We start from the raw sequence: 22231 nt of genomic DNA on the forward strand, positions 1-22231 counted from the left end.
GTTCGCGGTCAGACCCAGGTCGGACAGTGTTGCAGCTTGAGTCGCGAGCGGGATCGACGTGTAGATGCCGCCGTAGTTGTAATGCTCATTGACGCCGAAGAACGGGATCGCTGGCGCGGCAGCGGGAGTTGCGGCTGCCGACGTGGTCGTAGTGGTGGCGGTAGTCGTGGACGCAGTGGCCGGAGCGCTGGCAGCAGGGCGCGGATCGGCAGACACCACCCAACTGTTCTTTTGCCACACCCACCAGTTGTTGCCGGTGTTTTGCGCATACATTTTGCCGGCATACCAGAGCAGCAGCTTGACGTTTGCCGTCGACCCAATTGTCTGGCCCGCCCGATAGACCACGCCCTTCTTCACCGACCAGACCGCACCCCATTCATCATTGATCGAGGTGGCGGGTGGAATTGTGGTCCCGCTTACCGACGGCGGGTGCCTCGCGACATCGACTACAGCTACCGGATCGACAGCGTTGGCGGCGACGGCTGTTGGGTCGCTTTTGTCATCACCTCCACCACCACACGCTGCAATAATGGGGAGTACTAAGTAGAGTGAACAATTACGTAAGGTTTGAAATTTCATTTGAACTACAAGTGAGTTTTTTTGAAAGTCCTGAACCAAGCAAGCGCTCGTCCGAAGTCCCTTGGAGGGACCTGACAGCGACTGAACACCGATGAAAGGTAGGCGGAACGACCTACGCGCCCCGGTATAAGAGAGACAACTAAACTCGCAGGTCCTGCCTTGTTTAGAACGTTCGCTCCCTGCCCAGGCAATGAAGCCGCGATGTTACGCGGCTGAAACGTTTTGAACGAGTATTCGGTCGTAACAATCTGTAACGCCGCAAAATAAATCGGTTGACTATACTTTTATATTATTAATACTAATAAGCGAAGTTATATGACCCTTTGAGGCGTCTATATATTTGAAGGTGGTGGAAAATGCAGGCAAACTCCGCGCTCTCGACCGGAAAGGCGCACACGGCAGGATATTTTTCGAATATTCACTCAAATTTGCCGGTGCGACTTCGTACGTGCCCTATTTCTGTGGGCGACGCGTTATAAGTGCCATATCTAAGTGGATATCCTGATTCATCTAAATATTAGAAGCGTCTTTTTTCTCGGGTTTCCCCTGATGCCCGTCAAATTGTTGTCGGTAATTTCTGCCGTTAGGCAGCGCGGCAAGTGGGGGCGAAATAATCGCGCCCTAAAACCCGTCAAACTGCGTTTGGCTGGCGCTACTGAAGATTGCTATGTCGGACAACTCCCGGAAAAGATATCGATTTGCAAGGGAATTTGGGGCTAGTAGTGGTCACTAATACGGGTCCTGATTTCTTTCATACTCGTCCACACTCGATGATTAATCGGCGCCACCCGGCCAGCGTCATGCCAAGGCGCGCATGCACGGGGCAATAAGGACTGGTCGTCGGTGCATGGAGGTTTCCGCGCAACTTTTACGACGACCGCACGCCGGCGGAGCCACCCGACAGAACGCCATTTAACTGCACGATCTGCCTAGGACGTCGCAACCGAACTCCTCGCTGGTCGATCTCGGCTTGCGTGGCGTCGACGTCGAGGCATCGTCAGTACAGCTTGCTAATCGTGGCAAACACAAGGCACTGAGCAGCACCCAGCGACACTGGACTCAAGCGACGGCAGCGGTTCGATCCGATCATCGGCCCTGCACTGTGTACTTGTCAGTGAGGATCGGTGCCGGGGACTTGTTGAACTTCTTCGCGAGCTCGATCATTTCATCGGCAAACAAGGCATTTGAATGACAAAAAGTCATTAAAAAAATGACATACATGCTCTCGCGAAATATTACCGAAACATCGAGAATGCGTTCCAAAGCGGCATTCGCCGTCATCGAGGAGCGAAGATCATGTTTGCAATTACCGGTGTGACAGGGCAGGTGGGCGGCGCGGCGGCGCGCGCGCTGCTGGATGCGGGGCATGCCGTGCGCGCGGTGTTGCGCGACGCGAGCAAGGCGGCGCAGTGGACGCAGCGGGGTGCGGAGGTCGCCATCGCGTCGTTCGAAGACGCCGAGGCGCTCACTGCCGCGTTCCGCGGCGCGGCGGGCGTTTTCGTGATGATCGCGCCGAATTTCGCGCCGCAGCCCGGCTATCCGAATGCGTACGCGGCGGCCGCGGTGTTGAAGGAGGCGTTGACGAAGGCGAAGCCCGAGCGGGTAGCGGCGCTATCGTCGGTCGGCGGGCAGCGCGAGTCCGGCCTCGGGCTTATCACGCAGGTGCACATACTAGAACGGGCGCTGGTCGATCTGCCGATTCCGACCGCGTTCATGCGGCCCGCGTGGTTCATGGAGAACTCGCTGTGGGATATTGGGCCGGCTCGCGAAACCGGGGTAATGCCGAGCTTTCTGCAACCGCTCGACCGTGCATATCCGATGGTTGCCACGGCGGATATCGGCCGTGTGATCGCGGACACGCTCGCGCAGTCGTGGCAAGGGCGGCGCGTGATCGAGATCGAAGGTCCGCAGCGTTATACGCAGCACGAGATTGCCGCACTGCTCGGCGGCGTGCTGGGGCGCCGGGTCGAGGCCCGGGCGGTGCCGCGCGACGAGTGGGACGCGCGATTCCAGGCGCAGGGCACGGCATGGCCCGCGCCGCGTATCGAAATGATCGACGGCTTCAACTCGGGGTGGATCGACTTCGAGGACGGGGCGAACGAGCGGGTGATCGGCACGACGGCTTTTCAGCGGGTGTTGGCGGAGTTGGCGGAACGAGCGGGATAACCGGTGGGGCGGTCATCTCTCCTCCAGATTCGACCGTCACACCGAGCGTGGACCGTCGGAGCCGTGATTGCCTTCTCACGTCCCCACCAAAGTCCTCCGCGCGAGCCGTGCTAATCTTGCTGCCTTCGTGGAAGCAACGCGGCAACCCGGACCCCCAGATGGAAGCCTTCGATCCGAACGGCGTCGACCAGACGGTCTTCGTGGTCGGCGAACGCCATGACACGCTTGACGAGCCGTGGCGAGCCTATCGTCACGCACGGCTGATTCACGTAAGCGACGGCGTGCTGACCGTGCGTACCGAGGCTGGCCGCTGGGTCGTGCCGCCCGGGCACGCGGTCTGGATCGTGCCGAACGTGCTGCACTGCCTGCACGCGACGCGTCCCGTGCAACTCTATTCGCTCTATGCCACCCCGGACGCGGCGCCCTTGCCCGTGCAAAGCGGCGCGCTCGTGCCGGACGCGCTCGTGCAGGCATTGCTGAGCGCCGCGGCCGGTCTGCCGCACGACCAACCGTTCGACGAACCCGCCAGCCGTCTCATGCAGGTGCTGCTCGATCGCCTGCCGGGCTTGCCCGCCGCGCCGCTGGGCCTGAACTGGCCGGGCGACCCGCGCATCGAACGGATTGCCACTGCGCTCAGCGCCGACCCGGCGCAACCCGCGGTGCTCGAAGAGCTCGCGGCGGCCGCTGGTGTCACGGCGCGCACGGCGGCGCGTCTGTTCGTCAAGGAAACTGGGCACACTTTCGGTCAATGGCGCCAGCAATTGCGCTTGCTGGTCGCGCTCGAACATCTGGGCGGCGGCGCGAGCGTCACGCAGGTGGCGCTCGACGTGGGCTACAACGACGTGTCGTCGTTTATCGCGGTGTTCCGCGAGGCGTTCGGCGACACACCCGCGCGCTATTTCCGCTGACGCGCTACCGGCGCCACGCGAGCGCCGGCTGCGTCACCGTATGCGAGAGGCCTGGAGCAAGCGAACCCTCGCGCCCGCGCGCACGGAATACAACAGCCCATCAACTCGCTCAATGCGCGCCCGCCGCGCCCGGACCGCCGCCGCCCTTGGCCGGCCGCGTAATCCAGATCAATGGAATGATCAGGATGAAGATGATCGCCGACACGAAGAAAATGTCGTTCAGGCCCATCATTGCGGCCTGCGTGTTCACGGTGAAATCGAATAGCGCGTGCGCCGATTGCGTATTCAGCTGCAGCAGCGACTGGGTCGTGTCGATCTGCTGGTTGAACGCGGGGTTGTTGATGCTGGCCTGTTCGGTGAGCCGCGCATGATGGAGCACGGTGCGGTTATTCCACGCCGAACCCGCGATCGACGTGCCCACCGCGCCGCAAAACACCCGCGCGAAATTCGACAGGCCCGCGGCTGCCGGAATCTTGCTCGGCGGCTGGCCGGACAGAATGATCGAGGTCAGCGGCACGAAGAATAGCGCCATCGGAATGCCTTGCAGCAGTGTGGGCAGCACCAGATGCCAGGTGTCGATTTCGATCACGTACTTCGAGCGCATGTAGAACACGATCGCAAAGCCGACGAACGCCAGCGTCGAGATCACCCTCGCGTCCGAGCGCGGCAGCACGCGGCCCATCACCGGCGCGAGTATCACCGCGAAGATACCGAGCGGCGCAGTCACGAGGCCGGCATCCACGGAGCGGTAGTTCAGATACTCCTGCATCCATTGCGGCAGCAGCACGAGGTTGCCGAAGAACACGCCGTACGCGACCGAAATCGCAATCGTGCCGCCGAGGAAGTTGCGCTGCTGGAAAAGCCGTAGATCGACGATCGGATTCTCTTCGGTCAGCTCCCACACGAGGAAGAACGCGAAGCTGATCAGCGCGGTGATGCCGAGAATCACGATCACCGGCGACGAGAACCAGTCGAGGTCCTTGCCCTTGTCGAGCATGATCTGCAGCGACGCGACCCACGTGATCAGCAGGCCGAGCCCGACCACGTCGATCGGCGGCTTGCGGGTCGGCGACTCGCGGGTGCGATAGATCATCCACGTGACGCCCGCCGCGAACAGGCCGACCGGAATGTTGATGTAGAAGATCCACGACCAGCTGTAACTATCCGTGATCCAGCCGCCGAGCGCGGGGCCCGCAATCGGGCCGACGGTCGCGGTCATCGCCCACAGCGCGAGCGCGGTCGAGGATTTCTCCTTCGGATACGAGCCGAGCAGAATCGCCTGCGACAGCGGAATCAGCGGGCCGGCCACCGCGCCCTGGAAGACCCGCGCGAGCAGCAGGACCGGCAGCGTCGGCGCAATGCCGCACAGCCACGAGGCCAGCACGAACATCAGGATCGCGCCGACGAACAGCTTCACCTGACCGATGCGCTGCGTGAGCCAGCCGGTCAGCGGAATCGACACCGCATTGGCCGCGGCGAACACGGTGATGACCCACGTGCCTTCATCGACCGAGACGCCGAGGTTGCCCGAAATGGTCGGAATCGCGACGTTCGCGATCGACGTGTCGAGCACGTTCATGAACGTCGCGAGCGCGACGGCGACAGTGGCGAGAACCAGTTTGCCGCCTTCGAGCGGCGGTGGCGGGGCAGGCGGCGCGGAAGCGGGCGCGGCGGTGGGCTGGCTCAATGGGCTCTCCGGAACGGGTGCTGCGGACGGTGTGGACGGATGGGCTATTCCCCGCGAGCGGGAGACGCCCGTCGGCGGGTCCGTCGAATGATCGCAAAAGCATACCTGTATTCGGATTTTGACGTCGTCGCGGATGCGCGCCGGGCGGCGCGGACAAGGCGCTCAGCGTATGCTCGCGGTTGGGGCTGCCGATGGCCTGCGTGACATCGTCGTGGTCAACGCAGGCCATTGCGGCGTATCAAGCCGGCAAGGCATGCGTCGGGCAGGCGCTCGCCGCGTGGACGCGCACCGCACACGAACCACGAATCGACCAACAGAAAAGGAAACGCATATGGCCTGGGAACAATTCGAACACGGCTGGCGGCGCGCGCCGGTGAGCGCGCCTGCCAAAGGCCTTGTCGTGCTGATGCACGGCGTCGGCAGCAATGCGCGCGATCTGATGCCTCTCGCGGACATCTGGAGCGAGACGCTGCCAGAGGTCGCGTTCACCTCGCTCGACGGCACCGACGCGTTCGACGGCGGCTTCGGCGGCCGTCAATGGTTCAGCCTGCGCGACGTCAACGAAGCGAATCGGGAGGCGCGCGTGAGCGCCGCCTATCCGGCGCTGCGCGGCGTGCTCGAAGCAGAACTCGCACATTGGCAGGTGGCTTTCGGCCGCCTTGCGCTCGTTGGCTTTTCGCAAGGTTCGATCATGGCGCTGTATCACGTGGCGGCCAGCGCCGAAGGCGCAGCCGGCGTCGTCGCCTATTCGGGGCGGCTTGCGTCGGCCATCGTCGCGAACAACGGCACGCCGCTCACGCTGATCCACGGCGAGAACGACGAAGTGATCCCGGTGCGCGAACTGGAATACGCCGCCGACGCATTCAGCAACGCCGGCTACACCGTTGACGCGTACGTGCTGCCCGGCATCGGCCACACGATCGACGCCGACGGCGTCGCGCTCGGCCGCGAGGCGCTGGAGCGCTCATTGGGGGCACTGTCGCGCGGTTGACACGGCCCTGATGAAAAGTGGCTCTAAAGATATTGATCTGCTTGCCGTTAAACGGTCATTAGCTTGAAAATCACCCCCGCCGCGCGGATCGCCCAATGCCGGACGGGGCGTGCCGAGCGGCTCGGGGGACCGGGGGCGCATTTTCAAACTGCCCAGCATGGGTAGACAACGACTTATCAGAGCCTTCTTATGGCCAGACCGACGCCGCATCACCCGCTCTTCGAGCGACTGTTCCGCCCTTCCGTGGCGGTGGACCTCGGCACGGCCAATACCCTTATCTACACCGACGACGGCGGCATCGTGCTGAACCAGCCGTCCGTCGTGTGTTTCCAGAAAGAGCCTGCGGCCGGATCCAAGCGCGTCGCCGCGGTGGGCACGGAAGCCCGCCAGTTGCTCGGCCGCACGCCGCGCAATCTCGAAACGGTGCGGCCGATGCGCCACGGCGTGATCGCCAATTTCTCCGCCGCCGAGCACATGATTCGCCAGTTCGTCGACATGGCGCGACCACGGCCGCTGTTCAGCCGCCGCGCCGCGTTCACGCTGTGCGTACCGGCGGGCGCGACCCAGGTCGAGCGGCGCGCGATCAAGGAAGCGGCGGTTGCGGCCGGCGCCTGGAAGGTCAGCCTGATCGGCGAGTCGCTGGCGTCGGCGCTCGGCGCGGGCATGCCGGTGGGGGACGCGACCGGATCGATGGTGGTCGATATCGGCGGCGGCACCACCGAAGTGGGCGTGATCGCGCTCGGCGGCACCGCGTATAGCGGCTCGGTGCGCGTGGGCGGCGACAACTTCGACGCGGCGATCGTGAGCTATGTGCGCAATCTGTACGGCGTGCTGCTTGGCGAGCAAACCGCCGAGCACGTGAAGAAGAACATCGGTTCGGCGGTGCGTGAGGTGCCGTTCGAGCAGATGAACGCGACCGGCCGCAGCGTCGACGACGGCTTGCCGCGCACGGTGCAGTTGAGCAATCACGATATCGCCGAGGCGATCGAAGGGCCGTTGCGTCAGGTGATCGGTGCGGTCAAGCGCGGGCTCGAAAGCGCGCCCGCCGAACTGGTGACGGACATCGCGCACAACGGCGTCGTGTTGACCGGCGGCGGCGCGCTGCTCGCCAACTTGGGGCGCCGCCTGACCCGTGAACTCGGGCTCGAAGTGCGGGTGGCCGATGAACCGCTGACCTGTGCGGTGCGAGGGGCTGGTGCGGCTGCCGCGTCCGGTTTGCTCGACGAAGCCGGCTACGAATGAGGGCGGGTCGCGGGAAGAGGCAGGGGCTTGCCGGTGGGGTGTTTTAACGCGCCCCCGCTGACGGTTCGGGCGTACGAGTCCTGCTTGTCCGTCGAGCCAATGCCGCATCGCGAGCGAGCGACCGCATGCTGCGGGCAGCTATGTGACAATACGCGTCCGCGTCCCAGTTTCAGGGTGTTGAGGCTTTTTCCCCATTCCATTTCTCGCCGGCGCCGCTGAATTGGCGTGCTGCCGCGCTGTCTGTGAATCATCCGTGAATCAATCTGTTTCCGCTTCGTCGTCTTCGCCATCTTTCATCGAACTGCAAAGCGGTCTGCGCATGCCCTACGTGGAAGCGGGCGAGGGCGAACTGCTGCTGTTCGTGCACGGCTCGCTGTGCGATTACCGCTACTGGCAACCGCAACTCGCCGGTCTTTCGAAGCAGTATCGCTGTGTTGCGGTGAGTCTCACGCATTACTGGCCGATGACCGATAGCGAGCCTGGTCTGCCGTTCAGCTGGAGCAGGCATGCGGACGAAGTCGCCGAATTCATCGACCGTTTCGGTGCGGGACCGGCGCACGTGGTGGGGCATTCACGCGGCGGCTGTGTGGCGTTTCATTGCGCGCGGCGTCATCCCGAACGCGTACGCACGTTGACGCTCGCCGATCCGGGCGGTCCGCTGCAGATCGCCGGGCGTCTGCCTGCGCGTTTGCCGGAGACCGTCAACGCGTTGCGTGCGAAAGCGGCGCAACTGATCGAAGGCGGGGAAGTGGAAGCGGGCTTGCAGCTGTTCGTCGACTCGGTGAGCCGGCCCGGTTTCTGGGCGATGAGCACGCCCGGCTTTCGCAGGATGGCCACCGATAACGCGCACACGCTCGCGCGGCAATTCCAGGATCCGTTGCCGGCCTACGTGCCCGAAGATGCGGCCGAAGTGCGCTGCCCGGTGTTGCTGATCGACGGCGAGAAGAGCCCCGAGATGTTCCGGCGTACCGCCGCCGCGTTGCAATCGTGGCTGCCCGATGCGCGCCGCGAGACGGTGCGTGGCGCCTCGCATGGAATGAACCTCGCGCATCCCGGCGCGTTCAATCGCTACGTCGACGAGTTCATTCGCGCGATGGGCGTGCAGTGAGCGATATGGGCGCGTAGTGCGGCCATTTCGCCACCGTGCCGGGCTGCTTGCGGCGCTTCACGCGCGGCAGCCCGGCCCGGCTTTCCAATCAGACAATCATCCTCAAACCTTGCGATGCGCGTCTTTATCGAGCGCGCGTTCCGCCGCTTCGCCGACGAGGCCGTGGTAATAGAGATGCACGCCGATCGCGAGCGAATCGTTGCGAATTTCGTGGAAGGCTTTCCACGCTTTCACAGGGTCTTTGAACAGCAGATAGTGCGCTTCCTCAGCGATCAGGTCCGCCACTTCATGCAGGCCGTGGCCGTGCAATACATTCACGAGCGTATCGAGACTGCGATGCGTGCGTGCGTCGGTACGCGGATAAAGCATGTGCAGCACTGCCACGTCCTGCGCTTTCAGCGCCGCTGATAACGCAACGACGATGTCCTGATGATTCAGCGCGGTGACGCTGTTCTCTTCCGTGTGAACATGATCCGGAAATAGCGTTTCGAGAGAGGCGTTCATCGGGTCCTTCCTGTTCTTCTGGCTGATTAAAAAAGCCCGCCGTGACGTGGCGGGCCAAAGACAGCGATGTGTTAGCAGGGGAAGCAAAACACGAATCCAGTATCGCAGATGCGCTGCCCCCTGCGCAGTCCGACTGGAGCAAAACATTGTTGCGCCGAGCGCGCTAACTTTCATTTGGCTGGCAGTGTCGTGCAGCGCGTGGAGAATCTTTCACGCCGTGTATGCGCGTGGTTCACATCGGCTTCACCGGCAACGAATGTTGCGTGAGCCGAGATGGATTGTTGCCGTCAATCGTCGCAATCGACGCCCCCCTGGCCCGTAGAATGCGAGGCGGAGCCTGAGCATGCCAACGCGTCCGGAAGAAACGAAGGTCGGGCATGCCGGCACGTGTGCGATGTAAAAGTATAAGGAACGTGTAGATGAACTCGAAGACACACGCAACGCTGAGCTTTTCCGACAGCGACCAGACGATTGAACTACCGATCTATCAAGGCTCGCTCGGGCCGGACGTGATCGACATTCGTAAGCTGTACGGCCAGACCGGCAAGTTCACGTACGACCCGGGCTTCATGTCGACGGCGGCATGCAATTCCGAAATCACGTATATCGACGGCGACAAGGGCGAGTTGCTGTACCGCGGCTACCCGATCGACAACCTCGCGCAAAACGCCGACTTTCTCGAAACCTGTCATCTGCTGCTCAAGGGCGAACTGCCGAACGCGCAGCAGAAAGAAGAGTTCGTGAACACCGTCACGAAGCACACGATGGTGCATGAGCAGATGCACTTCTTCTTCCGCGGTTTCCGTCGCGACGCGCACCCGATGGCGATTCTGGTTGCCGCAGTCGGCGCGCTGTCGGCGTTCTATCACGACTCGCTCGACATCAATAACGCGCAGCACCGCGAGGTCTCCGCGATCCGCATGATCGCAAAGCTGCCGACGCTCGTCGCGATGGCGTACAAGTACACCGTGGGTCAACCATTCGTTTATCCGAAGAACGACCTGTCCTACAGCGCGAACATCATGCGCATGATGTTCGCCAATCCGGCGCAAGAGTACGAGGTCAACGACGTGCTGGTGCGCGCGCTTGACCGCATCCTGATCCTTCACGCGGACCACGAACAGAACGCATCGACCTCGACCGTGCGTCTCGCCGGTTCCTCGGGCGCAAATCCGTTCGCGTGTATCGCGGCGGGCATTGCATGTCTGTGGGGCCCGGCGCACGGCGGCGCGAACGAAGCCGCGCTGAACATGCTGGAAGAAATCGGCTCGGTCGACAACATCCCCGAATTCATCGCGAAGGTGAAGGACAAGAACTCGGGTGTGAAGCTGATGGGCTTCGGTCACCGCGTCTACAAGAATTACGATCCGCGCGCGAAGCTGATGCGCGAGACCTGCCACGAGGTGCTGGAAGAGCTGGGCCTGCACGACGATCCGCTGTTCAAGCTCGCCATGGCGCTGGAAAAGATCGCGCTCGAAGACGATTACTTCGTGTCACGCAAGCTGTACCCGAACGTCGACTTCTACTCGGGCATCGTGCAACGCGCACTGGGCATTCCGACCGCGATGTTCACGTGCATCTTCGCGATGGCGCGCACGGTTGGCTGGATTGCGCAGTGGAACGAAATGATTGCCGATCCTGAGCAGAAGATCGGCCGCCCGCGCCAGTTGTTCGTGGGTGAGACGCAGCGCGAAGCCAAACCGGTGACGCAGCGTTAATGTGTCGGGGCCGTCGGCAGTCCGATGACTGCGCGACGGCCTTTTTTTTTGCGCTGAAATCCTGATTGAAGGCGCATGCTGACGGCATCCTCCCGCGAAAAAGACCGACCCCGCTCGCGTCGCCTCAAAGCCAAACCCTCTGCACGTCCTGTGCCACGAAAAAACCACGCAACAAACCTCGCAAAAAAACCGAAACTCCCCTGCGATAAGTTCGTCTGACGCGGACAGACCCTCTACAATCGGAAGCGACCGGCCGGCACGAAGCGGCGACCGAATGTGAAACTGAAAGCAGAAGCGAACCCATAGGAGTGACCCTGATGCAGCAGCCAGAAACCCTCGGTGGTGTGTCCCTCTCGGGCGGCGTCGATCACCGCGAGCCCGAGCCGGACGGCGTATTCATCCCGACGGAAAACCTCAATGTCGCGAGTGCCACCCAGCACGTACTGAAGTCGGGCGACACCTTCATCGTCAACGACCCGCTCGGCGATATTACGGGCCACGACGACGGCCTGTTCGTCAACGACACTCGCGTTCTTTCGCAACTGCGCCTGACATTCGGCGGCCGTGCGCCGTCGCTGCTGTCGGGCAGCGTCAGCAGCGACAACACCTCGTTCACCGCGCATCTGACCAATCGTCCGTTGCCGCCGCTCGGCGGCGACAGCACGCCCGAAGGCGTGATCCACGTCGAGCGCGTGCGCGTGCTGTCGGGCACCGTGCTCAACGAAGCCATCGAACTCACCAACTACGGCACGCGCGACGCGGTGGTGCCGCTGTCCATTTCGTTCGCGAGCGACTTTCGCGACATGTTCGAAGTGCGCGGCCTGAAGCGCGACAAGCAAGGCCGTATCGAATCGGCGCGCGTGGAGAATCGTCAAGTGCTGCTCGGCTATATCGGTCTCGACGACGTCGCGCGTAATGTGCAGATCGCGTTCGCGCCGGAGCCGGACAATCTGTTCGACGACCGCGCCGACTACACCGTCAAACTGCCAGCGCAAGCGTGCGTGTCGATTTATCTGTCGGTCGCGGTGCAGGTCGTCGCACAGTCGGACAAGGCGGGCGCCGACGTCTCGCAACCCGTGCATGCGCTGAGCGAAAGCCATCTGTCACAAATCGATGCGGAGCGTCCGCGCGTTGGCCGCGCGGCGGTGCGCGCCGCATTGGTCGATGCCCACCTCGTGATGCGCGAACGCCGCCGCACGACCGCGCGCGTGCGCTCGAGCAATCCGCTTTTCAATGCATGGATCGATCGCTCGTTCGCCGACCTCGGCCTGCTAACCACCGATCTCGCAACCGGCCCGTATCCCTATGCGGGCATCCCGTGGTTCTCGACGCCGTTCGGCCGCGACGCTGTCATCACGTCGTTGCAGACGCTGTGGCTGCAACCGCAACTGGCCGCGGGCGTGCTGCGCTTTCTTGCCGAGCATCAGGCGCGCGAGAATTCGCCGTTTCGCGACGCCGCGCCCGGCAAGATCATGCACGAGATGCGCAAGGGCGAAATGGCCGCCGCCGGCGAGGTGCCATTCGCGCTGTACTACGGCGGCGTCGACACCACGCCGCTGTTCATCGTGCTGGCCGGCGCCTATGCGGCGCGCACCGGCGACCTCGCGCTGATCGACGAATTGTGGCCGGCGCTAGAACGTGCCGCGCAATGGGTCGCGGGCGTGTGCGACAAGAACCGCTACGGCCTGCTCGACTATCAGCGCGAGTCGGACGGCGGCCTCGCGAACCAGGGCTGGAAAGACAGTCACGACTCGGTGTTCCATGCCGACGGCCGCTTTCCCGACGGGCCGATCGCACTCGTCGAAGTGCAGGCGTATGCGAGCGCCGCGTTCGACACGATGGCGCGCTTCGCAAAACTGCGCGGCCTGCGCGAACCGGCTGCGCAATACAGCGAGCGCGCGAAGAAAATCCGTCAATGTGTCGAAGAGAAGTACTGGATGGAAGAGTCCGGCTTCTACGGTATCGCGCTCGACGGCCATGGCGAACTGTGCCGTGTGATGGCGTCGAATGCGGGCCACCTGCTGGCCTTCGGGCTGCCGACGCGCGAGCGCGGCGAAGCGGTGGTGCGCGCCCTCGACTCCACGCTGTTTCACACCGGCTGGGGCGTGCGCACGCTGGCCGCGAGCCAGGCGCGCTTCAACCCGATGGCTTATCACAATGGCTCGGTCTGGCCGCACGACAACGCATTGTGCGCGCGCGGCCTGTCGCATTACGGCGGCAAGGCGGCGGCCGTGCGCCTGTTGCAGGCGCTGTTCCAGGCGGCGGTCAATTTCGACATGCGTCTGCCCGAGCTGTTCTGCGGTTTTCCACGGCGGCGCGGCGAGCCGCCCACCGCGTACCCGGTTGCGTGTCTGCCGCAGGCGTGGGCGGCCGGTTCGCCGTTCATGATGCTCGAAGCCTGTCTGGGCATCATGATCGACGCCGAGCGGCGCGAAGTGGTGATCGAGCAGCCGATGCTGCCCGAAGGCATCGACTGGCTTGAAATCGGCGATCTGCGCGTCGGCGATTCGTCGGTGTCGATCACGTTCCGCCGCATCGGCGAGAAGGTGGTGGCGTCGGCCGAGCAGGGCGATGTCAGGGTGGTGGCGTTGCTTTAGCCGGGAGCGCGTCTGCCTGCCTCATGGCCGACATACCGGTCGGGGATTGAAGGATGTCGTGAAAGGGTGGGTCACTTTCCCGTCGCTCACTTTGACCAACGTAATTGCCACCTCGGACCATCCTCGATGCTTTTGCATGATGAGGGTGGCCAGATAGATAGTCCTCCACACGAAAGGGCGCTTCCACGACCGGATGACCGCGGAAGCGCGCCTTCTCATCCAATGCCGCCAGACGCCCGACGAGCGTCTGTCCGCCGGCCATGTTCGGATTTCTCACCGCCACGGATGCGCGCCGACTCGCACAAATACGACACGAAAAGGCGCAAAACGCTGTGGTTCATTTGGTTCGCTTTCTGATGACATCTGTTACGCTCAATCGGCATGAAACACGTAATTTTAAGTAATGTGAAGTAAGGTCTTAAACATGTACTGGCATCGGGTCCGGCGATTTGCACGCGTCGTGCATTCGCGGGACTCGCTGTTGCGCGCAGTCTCGATCAATCGATACGTTCTAGCGAGACGCTTGCTCCTGAAGTGATCTGCTGTACCCAATTCCTCTTGTAACGACCTGGGCGGAGTACGACATGTTGACAGGATCGAGTTCACGATTGCTCGCGATTGGCGTCTTCCTGGCACTGACCGGTTGTGGCGGAGGCGGAGGGGGAGAGGGCTCGACGGGTGCCTCAAGCAATGCGGGCGGCGCGGCCAGTTCTCCAGGCGCTGCCAGTGCTCCGGGCGCTGCCAGTGCGCCTACTTCCGCCAGCACTCCGGCAGCAGCCACCCCCGCCTCAGGTGCATCGACCCCCAGCGCGACGACGCCGACGCTGGCCGCCGCCACATCGGTGATCGACGGCACGACGCTCGGCGACGCCTTCTGGCCCACGGGCTCCACGTCATCAGGTGGACGGGGTCAAGCGGTGGGCAGCCTCAACTGCACCGTGCGCAGCAGCGCCTACACTTACGCGCATCTGTCCATCTATCAGAACGGGCGCCTGCTTGCGCTGCCGGCTAATGTCGGCATGGTCGAGCCGACCATGGCAGCGCAGACTGGCTGTGCATATCCGCTGCACACGGTGGATTCAACCGGCAAAATCCACATGGACGCGAGCACCCACGTGTCATACACCTTGGGGCAGTTTTTCTCGATCTGGGGGCAAACGATCGACGCTTCCAGCGTCGCCGGCGTGAGCGGCTCGCCCATCACCATCTACGTGAACGATGGCGGCGCGCTCACGCAATACACAGGCGATCCTGCGAGCCTCGTGCTGCCCGCGCATGGCGAGGTGACGATTGAAATCGGCACGCCTTTGACCCAGATCCCGACGTACGCATGGACCGATCCGCCGCCATTCGATCCAAACCCGATCACGCTCGTGTACCTCGGTGTGGTGGGGAACAACTTCTGGCCGTCCGGTAACACCGCGACCGGGGGCAAGGGTTCGAACGTGGACGGTCTGATCTGCGCAGCCAACATGAGCGAGCTGTATCACGTCCATGCACACCTCGCTATTTTCAAGGACGGCCAGTGGCTTGCGATACCCGCCCTCGTCGGCATTCTGCCCCAGTGCAACTATGAAATGCACACCCACGACCAGACCGGCATCATCCATATCGAAACGCCGACTTTCAAGACCTTCACGCTTGGCCAGTTCTTCGATATCTGGGGCCAGCCGCTTAGCAGCACGAACGTGGCCGGTGTGACTGGGAACGTCGTCGCCTACATCAACGACAATGGCGACTCGCGGCGCTACATGGGCGATCTGCGCAACATCGAGTTGACCTCGCTGCGCGACATCACTTTGCAGATTGGCACGCCGGTTAGCACGCTCGCCACCTATTCGTGGTACGAACCGAAGTGATCGGCCGGGACACGGCGGGCGCGTGATCGTCCGCTGTGTAGTTCTTCGGAGTACTGAGGCCGTTTATCGACTACCTAGCTAGCCGGAATGCCGGCGCCGCCATGGCCGTGAAAGCGGGCAAGAAACTGCCGTGCGCGCAGCGACTCCGGGCTGCCGAAAAACTTCTGCGGCGGCGCGGTTTCGACAACCTGCCCGCCATCCATGAACACGATGCGATCGGCGACCTGGCGCGCGAACTCCATTTCGTGCGTGACGATCACCATCGTCGCGCCTTCGTTCGCCAGCGAGCGCATCACGCTGAGCACTTCGCCGACCAGCATCGGATCGAGCGCGCTGGTTGGCTCGTCGAATAGCAGCACATCGGGTTTCATGGCGAGCGCGCGTGCAATGCCGACGCGTTGCTTCTGGCCGCCCGACAGGCGCGACGGAAACTGGTCATGCTTGTCGGCGAGGCCCACGCGATCGAGCAGTTCGATCGCTTCCGCCCGCACCGTCGCGCGATCGCGTTTGAGCACGTGCAGCGGCGCCTCCATCACATTGTCAATCACGCTCAGATGCGGCCATAGGGCGAAATGCTGAAAGACCATGCCGATCTTCGCGCGTATTTTCGCGAGGTCGGCGTCGCTCATGCGGATACGCGTGTTGTCGCGCACGCCCATGCGCTGGCCGGACACATGCACGCTGCCCGCGTCGGGCACTTCGAGCCAGTTGATGCAGCGTAGCAAGGTCGACTTGCCGCAGCCGGACGGGCCAAGCAGACAGACCGTCTCGCCTTGGGCGACCTTCAGCGACACATCGCGCAGCACCTGATTGTCGCCGAACGACTTCGAGATGCCGACGAGATTCAGCACGTTGGCGCGCGGGGTCACGGCATCGGCCGGCCCAGTTTCCGGCAGGGTTAAAGGCATGGCAGCAGTCACGCTCGACGCTCCTCGGCGAATTTGTTCAGCATGCCGGTGCCTGCTTCGATCGCGAGGCAGATGCACCAGTAAAGGAGAACCGCCGCGACGAAGGCCGCGAACGGAATGAAGTAGGTGGCCTGGATGCCCGTCATTTCGTGCGTCAGTTCACCGACCGCGATGACCGTCAGGAACGCGCTGTCCTTGACGATCTGGACCAACTGGTTGCCCACGAGCGGCGTCGCGCGCAGCATGACGGGCGGCAGGATGATGCGCCGCAGGAGGGTGAAGCCGCGAAAGCCGAACGCCTTACCTGATTCGATCAGCGACGCGGGCAGTTCGACCCATGCGCCGCGCAACAGCTCGCCCATGTAGGCCGCGTTATAGAGAATCAGCGCGAGGGCGCCCGCGGACCAGTTCGACATGCGCATGCCGAGCGTCGGCAGACCAAAGTAGATCAGGTAGACGAACAGCAGGAACGGCGCACAGCGCATCGCGTCGACATAGACGGCGGCCACACGCCTCACTGCCTTGTTCTGCGACATCAGCATCGGCATGAGCAGCGCACCGAGCAGGAGCGACGCCACGCCCGAGACGGCGAGCAGGATCACCGTGTTGAGCAGCCCCGCGAGTACGGCGTCGCGCTGCTGCCAGATGATCAGAAAGTTGGCGATCAAGCGAGGCCTCCGGTGCGAAGACGTTTCTCGACCATGCGTTTCAACCGGATCAGCGCGAACACGATCAGGCCGTACAGCACGAGCGCGAAAATGAAGGGAGGCAGCGGCTCATAGGTATTCGAGCCGACCCGCAGCGCGGCGCGCGTGATCTCGACAATGCCGATCACCGCGACGGCGGGCGTCGACTTGATCTGCAGCGTCATTTCGTTGACGAGTCCGGGCAGGCTCGCGCGATAGACCTGCGGCAAGACGATGCGCCGGATGCGCGTGAAGCGGGGCATCGCGAATGACAGCGCCGCATCATACTGGTCGCGCGGAAACTCGACGAACGCACTGCGCCAGATCTCGCAGTTGAACGCCGACGTGCTGATGGTCAACGCGGCGATCGCAGCGGGAACCGGATCGAGCGACAATCCGAGTTGCGGCAGCGCGAAGAACACCAGCAAGGTCAGCGTGACGGTCGGGCACGAACGCACGATGCTCACGTACGAATACACGATACGCCCGAGCACCGGCACTTTCGCCCAGCGGATCAGTGCGAGCCCGAGCCCGAGCGGCACGCCGAGTACGATGCTGATGAGCGATAACGATATGGTCGCCAGCGCACCTTGTGTAATGCTCCAGTAGTCGTAAGCGGTCATCAGGCGGGCTCGGCAGCGGGATCAGTTAATGGATTGCGGCATCGATTCGAAGCTCGCGCCAAACCACTTCTTCTGCATCTGGTACATCTCGCCGCTCTTGCGCAGATCGAGCAGGGCGCCGTTCACCATTTGCAGCGCGGCCGTGTCACCCTTCTTGACTGCCCATGCGATATACACAGGGCTGCCGATCTTCTCGCCGATCACGAATGTATCGGGGCGCGTCCTGATCAGCGAATTCAGGTTGATCTGCGTATTTGCCGCGACGTCGAGCCGGCCCAGCGCCAGGTCCTGATAGATCTCCGGGTACGACTGATACTCGACGATCTGCTTGAGGCCCTTGCCGCCATGGGTCTTTTTCAGCTGTTCGTCGAATGCCTTGACGTCGGCCAGCATCGCGCTGCCGGTCTGCACGCCGATGATCTTGCCGACCAGATCGTCAGCCGATTTGATTGGCGAGCCTTTCTTGACCGCATAGAACGTCGTCGATTCCGCGAGCGGCGCGGTGAAGTCGAACGTGCCTTTGCGTTCCGGCGTGACGAGCACCGCAGTCACCGCCATGTCGTATTTGCCGGTTGTCACGCCGGGCAGGATGCCCGACCACGGCATGATCTGCTGACGAATCTGCACGGGCAGCTTCTTTTTCACGAGCGCGAGCATTTCGTTGTCGTAGCCGGTGGGCGTGCCGTTGTCCACGAATTCGAACGGCTTGAAATCGTCTTCCGTCACCACCGAAATATAGCCACGCGACTTGATTTCATCCGCGCTTGCTGCATTCGCGACGTGCGCGGCACCTGCAAACGCGGCGATCGCGAACAGCGTGCGCAACGAGTTCTGCGCGAGACGGCGGAGGCCGGAACGGCGGGTGGCGCCCGCTTCGGCGCGCTGGATGATGAGAGACGACATTGAGTACCCCTCTTTTAGCTGGTGTGACGCGGTTGTCGCGCGGAGAGCGCGCTTTCTTGGCCGGACGGCCGCCTCGTTCATGTGCGAAGCGAAATTCGTATGCACACTTACAAGTTTGCATATCAATCGCAAATTGCATGCCAGTCTGTGGAATGCCCGTTGACTCGGGCGTCGGCGGTTTCCGTGACCGACGAGATGCGCCGGCAGCGGGCGAAGAGCGCACCAAACCAACACCCAAAGCCCATGTAAAGCGCCATCGATGCACTTTTTTGGACCGCGTCACGCGCTGTGCGAGCAGGGGCTTATCGCGCAGCGATGACGGACCCGATGTGGAGCGCCAGATAACGCGGCAAGCGTTTATTTTGCTGATACGATGTGTACTAACGAATCGTGGAAAATATCGGATCTGCACGCCCAAACAAGGAGGCTTGACGCCATGGAACAGCATAACGAACTCGCCACGCGGGAACCGGCTTCACGCGAAGTCATCGAGCCGGGTGGCCGCTGGTCGAAAAGGCTCGAAACCGGCGACCAGTTGCGTATCGTCGATCTGGAAGGTCAGCAGGCAGTCGATTTCCTTTGCTATGGCGGCGAGATGCCGCTTGACCGGCTGAACGTGCCGAACACGGTGAAGCTCAACCGCTCGTTGTATGTGAGCAAGGGCTCGACGATCTGGTCCGATCGGGCGCGGAAAATGTTCTCGGTGCTCGAAGACTCCTGCGGCTTTCACGACACCCTGGCAGGCTGCTGCAGCCACGAGATGGATCTGCTGCGCTATGGCGTGCACAACACGCTCAGCTGCCGCCATAACTTCGTGCACGAGCTGGCCAAATGGTCGCTCGGTCCGTCCGAGATCGTCTCGAACATCAACTTCTTCATGCGCGTGACGGTCGGCGAGCAAGGCGAAATCGAAATCGCGCCAGGTTCGTCGAAAGCGGGAGATTACGTGGTGCTGCGCGCGGAGATGCCGGTGATCGCTATGCTGTCGAACTGTCCGCAGCAGAACAATCCTTCCTCGGGCTTCAGGCCTACGCCGATTGAAGTAACGGTGTGGCGCGCCTGACCCTCCGCACGCCAACACCAGAAACCGACAAGAGCACTTCATGGCCGCGAGCCCGAAAAAAGTAAAACCTGCCAAGGAGCCCGGGAGCGCCGACACGCTCACGGACTGGCGTCATACCGCGCTGGACGCGCGCCCCGGCTTCCTGATCCGCCGGCTGCATCAGATTCACGTAGCACTGTTCGTCGAAGAGTGTGCGCCGGAGGGCATCACACCCGTGCAGTACAGCATTCTCACAGCGCTCGAACAGATGGGGCCGTCCGAGCAGATCGCACTGTCGCGTGCGGTCGGGCTCGATCGTGCGAATACGGCCGATGTGATCGGAAGGCTGGTCGAGCGGCGCTTCATTCAACGCCGCGTATCGAAGACCGATAAGCGCAAGAAGGTGGCGGAACTCACCGATGTCGGGCGGGCGCTGCTAGGGCGTCTCGAAGAAGGCGTCGCGCGCGCGCATGAGCGAACGCTTGCCGCGCTCGCACCGGACGATCGCAAGCGCTTCATGGCGTATCTGGCCTTGCTCGTCGAAACGAATAACGACCTCAGCAGAACGCCCGTCGGAGGTGGCGCGAAAAAGAGCGACGAAGACGCGTAACGTCGTTGTTTCTCATCGTGCTTGGCATGTTGATATTGCCGCGTGAACCGCGCGCGTCGTCTTTCGGTGCGATTGAAAAAGGCAGCGCGACGAACGCGCCCGTTCAATCCCGCTGCGAGCGATTTGCGCGCGTCATGCATCCTTGAGGTCCTGGAGCGCCGCGGCAAACAGGCCGACGTGCGCGGCGAAGAGCCCCCGGCCGAGCAGTCCCGCGCGGCCGTCCGCACCGACCATCGCGATTGCCGCGAGCGGTGCGACGCCGCGCCGGATCACGCGTGCGGCATCGAGACCGGCGTGTAGATCGGCAAAGGCTGGGTGTGTCCCCGCGTACAACTGGGCCTGCTCGGGCTGCCAGCCGGGGGAAAGCCACGGCGCGAAGGCGGCCGCCGGTTCGGGCGCGTGCCCGAGCGCCTGCGCGCCGAAGCCGGCGGCGTCGATCACGCCGCTATCGCCGGTCAGCGGCGCGGCGGCTACGTCGAGTGCGGGATTCATGCGCGGTCCTTGCGGCGCGGCCGCGCGTGCGGTGGTCCAGTGCGATGGGCGACCCGCCAGCCGGATGCCGACATCGACGCCATTACCGCCGAGCGCGACGACTAGCGTCGATGCAGGCTCCGCACCCTGCGCGGCCGCCGACGTCATCAGGCAACAGGCCGCCATCCAGAGCGTGAGAAAAAACAGCGGCGTCTGCTGGAGCATCGCATGGACCGATGCATCCGTGAGCCGGGGCGACAGTAACGCGTAAAGCGCCGCGCTCGCGGCCGTGGTCCGGGTATGCAGATCGTCGCCGTTGTCGAGGCCGTGACGGGCGAGGGCGATCAGATCGACGTGCTCGCCCGACAGCGCGTGGCTGAGCACTGGCGCGAGCACCGTGTCGCGCCATGTCATGCGTTCGAGAATGGCGGGGTCGCGTGAACCGAAGCGCAGTTGCGGCCCCGCGCCGCTGCCCAGCAGCGACCATGCAGCGCCTGTCCGATCGGCAACTTCGACCAGCGCCGTGCTGCCGGAAATCACGGCGGCAAGCGGCGTCACCACGCCATATGATTGCGCCGGAACGAGCGTCACGCGGCCGCTGGCAATCAGCCGCTCGGCGTCCTGCTCGCTCGTCGCCCAGCCTTCGTACAGGCAGCACAGCACCGCCGAGGACAACACCGGCGCAGGCGGCTTGCAGGGGTTCGCGTAGGGCGGGCCTGCATGCAGCAATGTGAAATCGGGCAAGCCGACGGCGTCGCGTGCGCGGCGAACGGCGCGCCATTGCGGGCGGACGGCATACAGGCGTTGCAGGGCGGCATCGTTGGCCGCAGAGGTCATCGGCGTGCCCCGAAGCCGAACACGCCGCATAGCCGCGACCACAGGATCTTCCAGACCATGTTGCCGAGATTCAGCGGTGCGGCGGCAGGCGGGTTCGCACGATGAAGCGGCCCTGCGCCGGGGGTGGTCGGCGGCGCGGGCGCACCGGCGGGCTGATTGACGGGCTGATTTACAGGCTGATTTACAGGCTGATCGGCGGACCGGATTGGCGGCTCAACGGCGCCGTTATCGAGCGGCGTATCCACAGACCCGGCCATCGTCGTCGCCAGAGGTTCTGCTTCCGCCATAGCGGCCGTGGCCGTTTGCGCATCCCGCTCGACGAGTGCGGCCTGCGCAATCGAGTCATCCAGCCGCTTCTTCAAATTCGCGGCAAACGCTTCGGTCATCCGTGTCGCGAGTTCCTTGACGATCCCGCCGCGCGAGAACTGCGCGAGGCTGCCGGCAATCGAATAGTCCACTTTGACATCGACGCGAGTTTCGCCAGGTGTCGAGTCGTCGAGCGAAAACGCGGCTTCGCCCTTCACCCGCGATGCGCTTTTGCGATCCACTCCGCCGCCGGTGACACTGCCGCGCCAGGCGGCATCGTCGAGTTTCATCTCGCCGTCGCCGGCAAAACTCGCAACGATCGGCCCGAGCTTCACGGTCATCGCGAGTTTCAGCCGCCCTTCATCCGGCGGCGCGCTCAGCGACGCGCCCGGCAGACACGCGACGATGCCCGCTGTGTCGTGAAAGGAAGCCCACACCACGTCACGCGGGTACGGCACGGTAAAGCTTTGCTCTATTTCCATGAAG

At 63.2% G+C, this 22231-nt stretch carries 18 protein-coding genes and 1 pseudogene; 10 read left to right on the forward strand and 9 right to left on the reverse strand.

All coding sequences use genetic code 11. From position 1 onward, the window contains the following. Positions 1–579 (reverse strand): annotated as a pseudogene (locus tag HV770_RS33620) (hypothetical protein); the annotation flags it as partial. Positions 580–1875: 1296 nt separating this feature from the next. On the opposite strand from HV770_RS33620, the gene HV770_RS33625 reads away from it, so the two are divergent. Continuing rightward, positions 1876–2745, forward strand: a complete 870-nt coding sequence (locus tag HV770_RS33625) for an NmrA family NAD(P)-binding protein (protein WP_175165792.1) — start codon at positions 1876–1878, stop codon at positions 2743–2745. 158 nt (positions 2746–2903) lie between these two features. Then, complete coding sequence (locus tag HV770_RS33630) at positions 2904–3653, forward strand: AraC family transcriptional regulator (protein WP_175165793.1); 750 nt, start codon at positions 2904–2906, stop codon at positions 3651–3653. A 109-nt stretch (positions 3654–3762) separates the two neighbouring features. Here HV770_RS33630 and HV770_RS33635 read toward each other — a convergent pair whose 3' ends face one another. Further along, positions 3763–5340 carry a DHA2 family efflux MFS transporter permease subunit gene (locus HV770_RS33635; RefSeq protein ID WP_175165794.1) on the reverse strand — a complete coding sequence of 526 codons (1578 nt, stop codon included), beginning with the start codon at positions 5338–5340 and terminating at the stop codon, positions 3763–3765. A gap of 331 nt (positions 5341–5671) precedes the next feature. On the opposite strand from HV770_RS33635, the gene HV770_RS33640 reads away from it, so the two are divergent. The 3 genes from HV770_RS33640 (at position 5672) to HV770_RS33650 (ending at position 8681) form a co-directional block, all read left to right on the forward strand. Further along, the gene (locus HV770_RS33640; protein ID WP_175165795.1) at positions 5672–6331 is read left to right on the forward strand and encodes an alpha/beta hydrolase; all 660 of its coding nucleotides are present in this window, start codon (positions 5672–5674) and stop codon (positions 6329–6331) included. Between the two features lie 189 nt (positions 6332–6520). Then, positions 6521–7573, forward strand: a complete 1053-nt coding sequence (mreB, locus tag HV770_RS33645) for a rod shape-determining protein (RefSeq protein WP_175165796.1) — start codon at positions 6521–6523, stop codon at positions 7571–7573. 319 nt (positions 7574–7892) lie between these two features. Next, positions 7893–8681 (forward strand): alpha/beta fold hydrolase, encoded by a 789-nt coding sequence (locus HV770_RS33650; protein ID WP_175165852.1) that lies wholly within the window; start codon positions 7893–7895, stop codon positions 8679–8681. Between the two features lie 102 nt (positions 8682–8783). On the opposite strand, the gene HV770_RS33655 is transcribed toward HV770_RS33650, so the two are convergent. Beyond that, complete coding sequence (locus HV770_RS33655) at positions 8784–9185, reverse strand: hypothetical protein (protein WP_175165797.1); 402 nt, start codon at positions 9183–9185, stop codon at positions 8784–8786. Between the two features lie 419 nt (positions 9186–9604). Here HV770_RS33655 and gltA point away from each other — a divergent pair, with 419 nt between their 5' ends. From gltA to HV770_RS33670, 3 genes are all read left to right on the forward strand, one after another. After that, positions 9605–10903 (forward strand): citrate synthase, encoded by a 1299-nt coding sequence (gltA, locus tag HV770_RS33660; protein ID WP_175165798.1) that lies wholly within the window; start codon positions 9605–9607, stop codon positions 10901–10903. Positions 10904–11220: 317 nt separating this feature from the next. Then, positions 11221–13500, forward strand: a complete 2280-nt coding sequence (locus HV770_RS33665) for an amylo-alpha-1,6-glucosidase (protein WP_175165799.1) — start codon at positions 11221–11223, stop codon at positions 13498–13500. A gap of 584 nt (positions 13501–14084) precedes the next feature. Beyond that, the gene (locus tag HV770_RS33670) at positions 14085–15359 is read left to right on the forward strand and encodes a hypothetical protein (protein WP_175165800.1); all 1275 of its coding nucleotides are present in this window, start codon (positions 14085–14087) and stop codon (positions 15357–15359) included. Positions 15360–15433: 74 nt separating this feature from the next. Here HV770_RS33670 and HV770_RS33675 read toward each other — a convergent pair whose 3' ends face one another. The 4 genes from HV770_RS33675 to HV770_RS33690 are packed head-to-tail and all read right to left on the reverse strand — an operon-like array spanning position 15434 to position 18479. Beyond that, complete coding sequence (locus HV770_RS33675; RefSeq protein ID WP_281366292.1) at positions 15434–16267, reverse strand: amino acid ABC transporter ATP-binding protein; 834 nt, start codon at positions 16265–16267, stop codon at positions 15434–15436. Between the two features lie 8 nt (positions 16268–16275). After that, on the reverse strand, positions 16276–16935 hold the full coding sequence (locus HV770_RS33680; protein WP_175165801.1) for an amino acid ABC transporter permease: 660 nt from the start codon (positions 16933–16935) through the stop codon (positions 16276–16278). Further along, positions 16932–17576, reverse strand: coding sequence for an amino acid ABC transporter permease (locus HV770_RS33685; RefSeq protein WP_175165802.1), 645 nt, complete (start codon positions 17574–17576; stop codon positions 16932–16934). The genes HV770_RS33680 and HV770_RS33685 overlap by 4 nt, the downstream gene beginning before the upstream one ends. Before the next feature lie 21 nt (positions 17577–17597). Beyond that, on the reverse strand, positions 17598–18479 hold the full coding sequence (locus HV770_RS33690; RefSeq protein WP_175165803.1) for a transporter substrate-binding domain-containing protein: 882 nt from the start codon (positions 18477–18479) through the stop codon (positions 17598–17600). Between the two features lie 436 nt (positions 18480–18915). Between HV770_RS33690 and HV770_RS33695 the strand changes: the two genes are divergently transcribed. Beyond that, positions 18916–19542 carry a DUF1989 domain-containing protein gene (locus tag HV770_RS33695; protein ID WP_175165804.1) on the forward strand — a complete coding sequence of 209 codons (627 nt, stop codon included), beginning with the start codon at positions 18916–18918 and terminating at the stop codon, positions 19540–19542. Between the two features lie 40 nt (positions 19543–19582). Next, positions 19583–20131, forward strand: a complete 549-nt coding sequence (locus tag HV770_RS33700; RefSeq protein ID WP_175165805.1) for a MarR family winged helix-turn-helix transcriptional regulator — start codon at positions 19583–19585, stop codon at positions 20129–20131. Positions 20132–20263: 132 nt separating this feature from the next. Here the strand turns inward: HV770_RS33700 and HV770_RS33705 are convergent, their stop codons facing one another. Together HV770_RS33705 and HV770_RS33710 are read right to left on the reverse strand one after the other, a co-directional pair. After that, positions 20264–21439, reverse strand: coding sequence for an oxamate carbamoyltransferase subunit AllG family protein (locus HV770_RS33705; RefSeq protein WP_175165806.1), 1176 nt, complete (start codon positions 21437–21439; stop codon positions 20264–20266). After that, a complete protein-coding gene (locus HV770_RS33710) occupies positions 21436–22227 on the reverse strand; it encodes an SRPBCC domain-containing protein (RefSeq protein WP_175165807.1) in 792 nt (263 codons plus the stop codon). The genes HV770_RS33705 and HV770_RS33710 overlap by 4 nt, the downstream gene beginning before the upstream one ends. Between the last annotated feature and the right edge of the window lie 4 nt (positions 22228–22231).

The sequence above is a fragment of the Paraburkholderia fynbosensis genome (genome assembly GCF_902859935.1).
In the GTDB taxonomy this organism is placed as follows: Bacteria; Pseudomonadota; Gammaproteobacteria; order Burkholderiales; family Burkholderiaceae; genus Paraburkholderia; species Paraburkholderia fynbosensis.

Bases quoted from the DNA above. Each gene is read 5' to 3' on its own strand.
- HV770_RS33625 (WP_175165792.1), top strand. From the start codon at position 1,876: ATGTTTGCAATTACCGGTGTGACAGGGCAGGTGGGCGGCGCGGCGGCG.
- HV770_RS33630 (WP_175165793.1), top strand. From the start codon at position 2,904: ATGGAAGCCTTCGATCCGAACGGCGTCGACCAGACGGTCTTCGTGGTC.
- HV770_RS33640 (WP_175165795.1), top strand. From the start codon at position 5,672: ATGGCCTGGGAACAATTCGAACACGGCTGGCGGCGCGCGCCGGTGAGC.
- mreB (WP_175165796.1), top strand. From the start codon at position 6,521: ATGGCCAGACCGACGCCGCATCACCCGCTCTTCGAGCGACTGTTCCGC.
- HV770_RS33650 (WP_175165852.1), top strand. From the start codon at position 7,893: ATGCCCTACGTGGAAGCGGGCGAGGGCGAACTGCTGCTGTTCGTGCAC.
- HV770_RS33655 (WP_175165797.1), bottom strand. From the start codon at position 9,185: ATGAACGCCTCTCTCGAAACGCTATTTCCGGATCATGTTCACACGGAA.
- gltA (WP_175165798.1), top strand. From the start codon at position 9,605: ATGAACTCGAAGACACACGCAACGCTGAGCTTTTCCGACAGCGACCAG.
- HV770_RS33665 (WP_175165799.1), top strand. From the start codon at position 11,221: ATGCAGCAGCCAGAAACCCTCGGTGGTGTGTCCCTCTCGGGCGGCGTC.
- HV770_RS33670 (WP_175165800.1), top strand. From the start codon at position 14,085: ATGTTGACAGGATCGAGTTCACGATTGCTCGCGATTGGCGTCTTCCTG.
- HV770_RS33675 (WP_281366292.1), bottom strand. From the start codon at position 16,267: ATGCCTTTAACCCTGCCGGAAACTGGGCCGGCCGATGCCGTGACCCCG.
- HV770_RS33685 (WP_175165802.1), bottom strand. From the start codon at position 17,576: ATGACCGCTTACGACTACTGGAGCATTACACAAGGTGCGCTGGCGACC.
- HV770_RS33690 (WP_175165803.1), bottom strand. From the start codon at position 18,479: ATGTCGTCTCTCATCATCCAGCGCGCCGAAGCGGGCGCCACCCGCCGT.
- HV770_RS33695 (WP_175165804.1), top strand. From the start codon at position 18,916: ATGGAACAGCATAACGAACTCGCCACGCGGGAACCGGCTTCACGCGAA.
- HV770_RS33700 (WP_175165805.1), top strand. From the start codon at position 19,583: ATGGCCGCGAGCCCGAAAAAAGTAAAACCTGCCAAGGAGCCCGGGAGC.
- HV770_RS33705 (WP_175165806.1), bottom strand. From the start codon at position 21,439: ATGACCTCTGCGGCCAACGATGCCGCCCTGCAACGCCTGTATGCCGTC.
- HV770_RS33710 (WP_175165807.1), bottom strand. From the start codon at position 22,227: ATGGAAATAGAGCAAAGCTTTACCGTGCCGTACCCGCGTGACGTGGTG.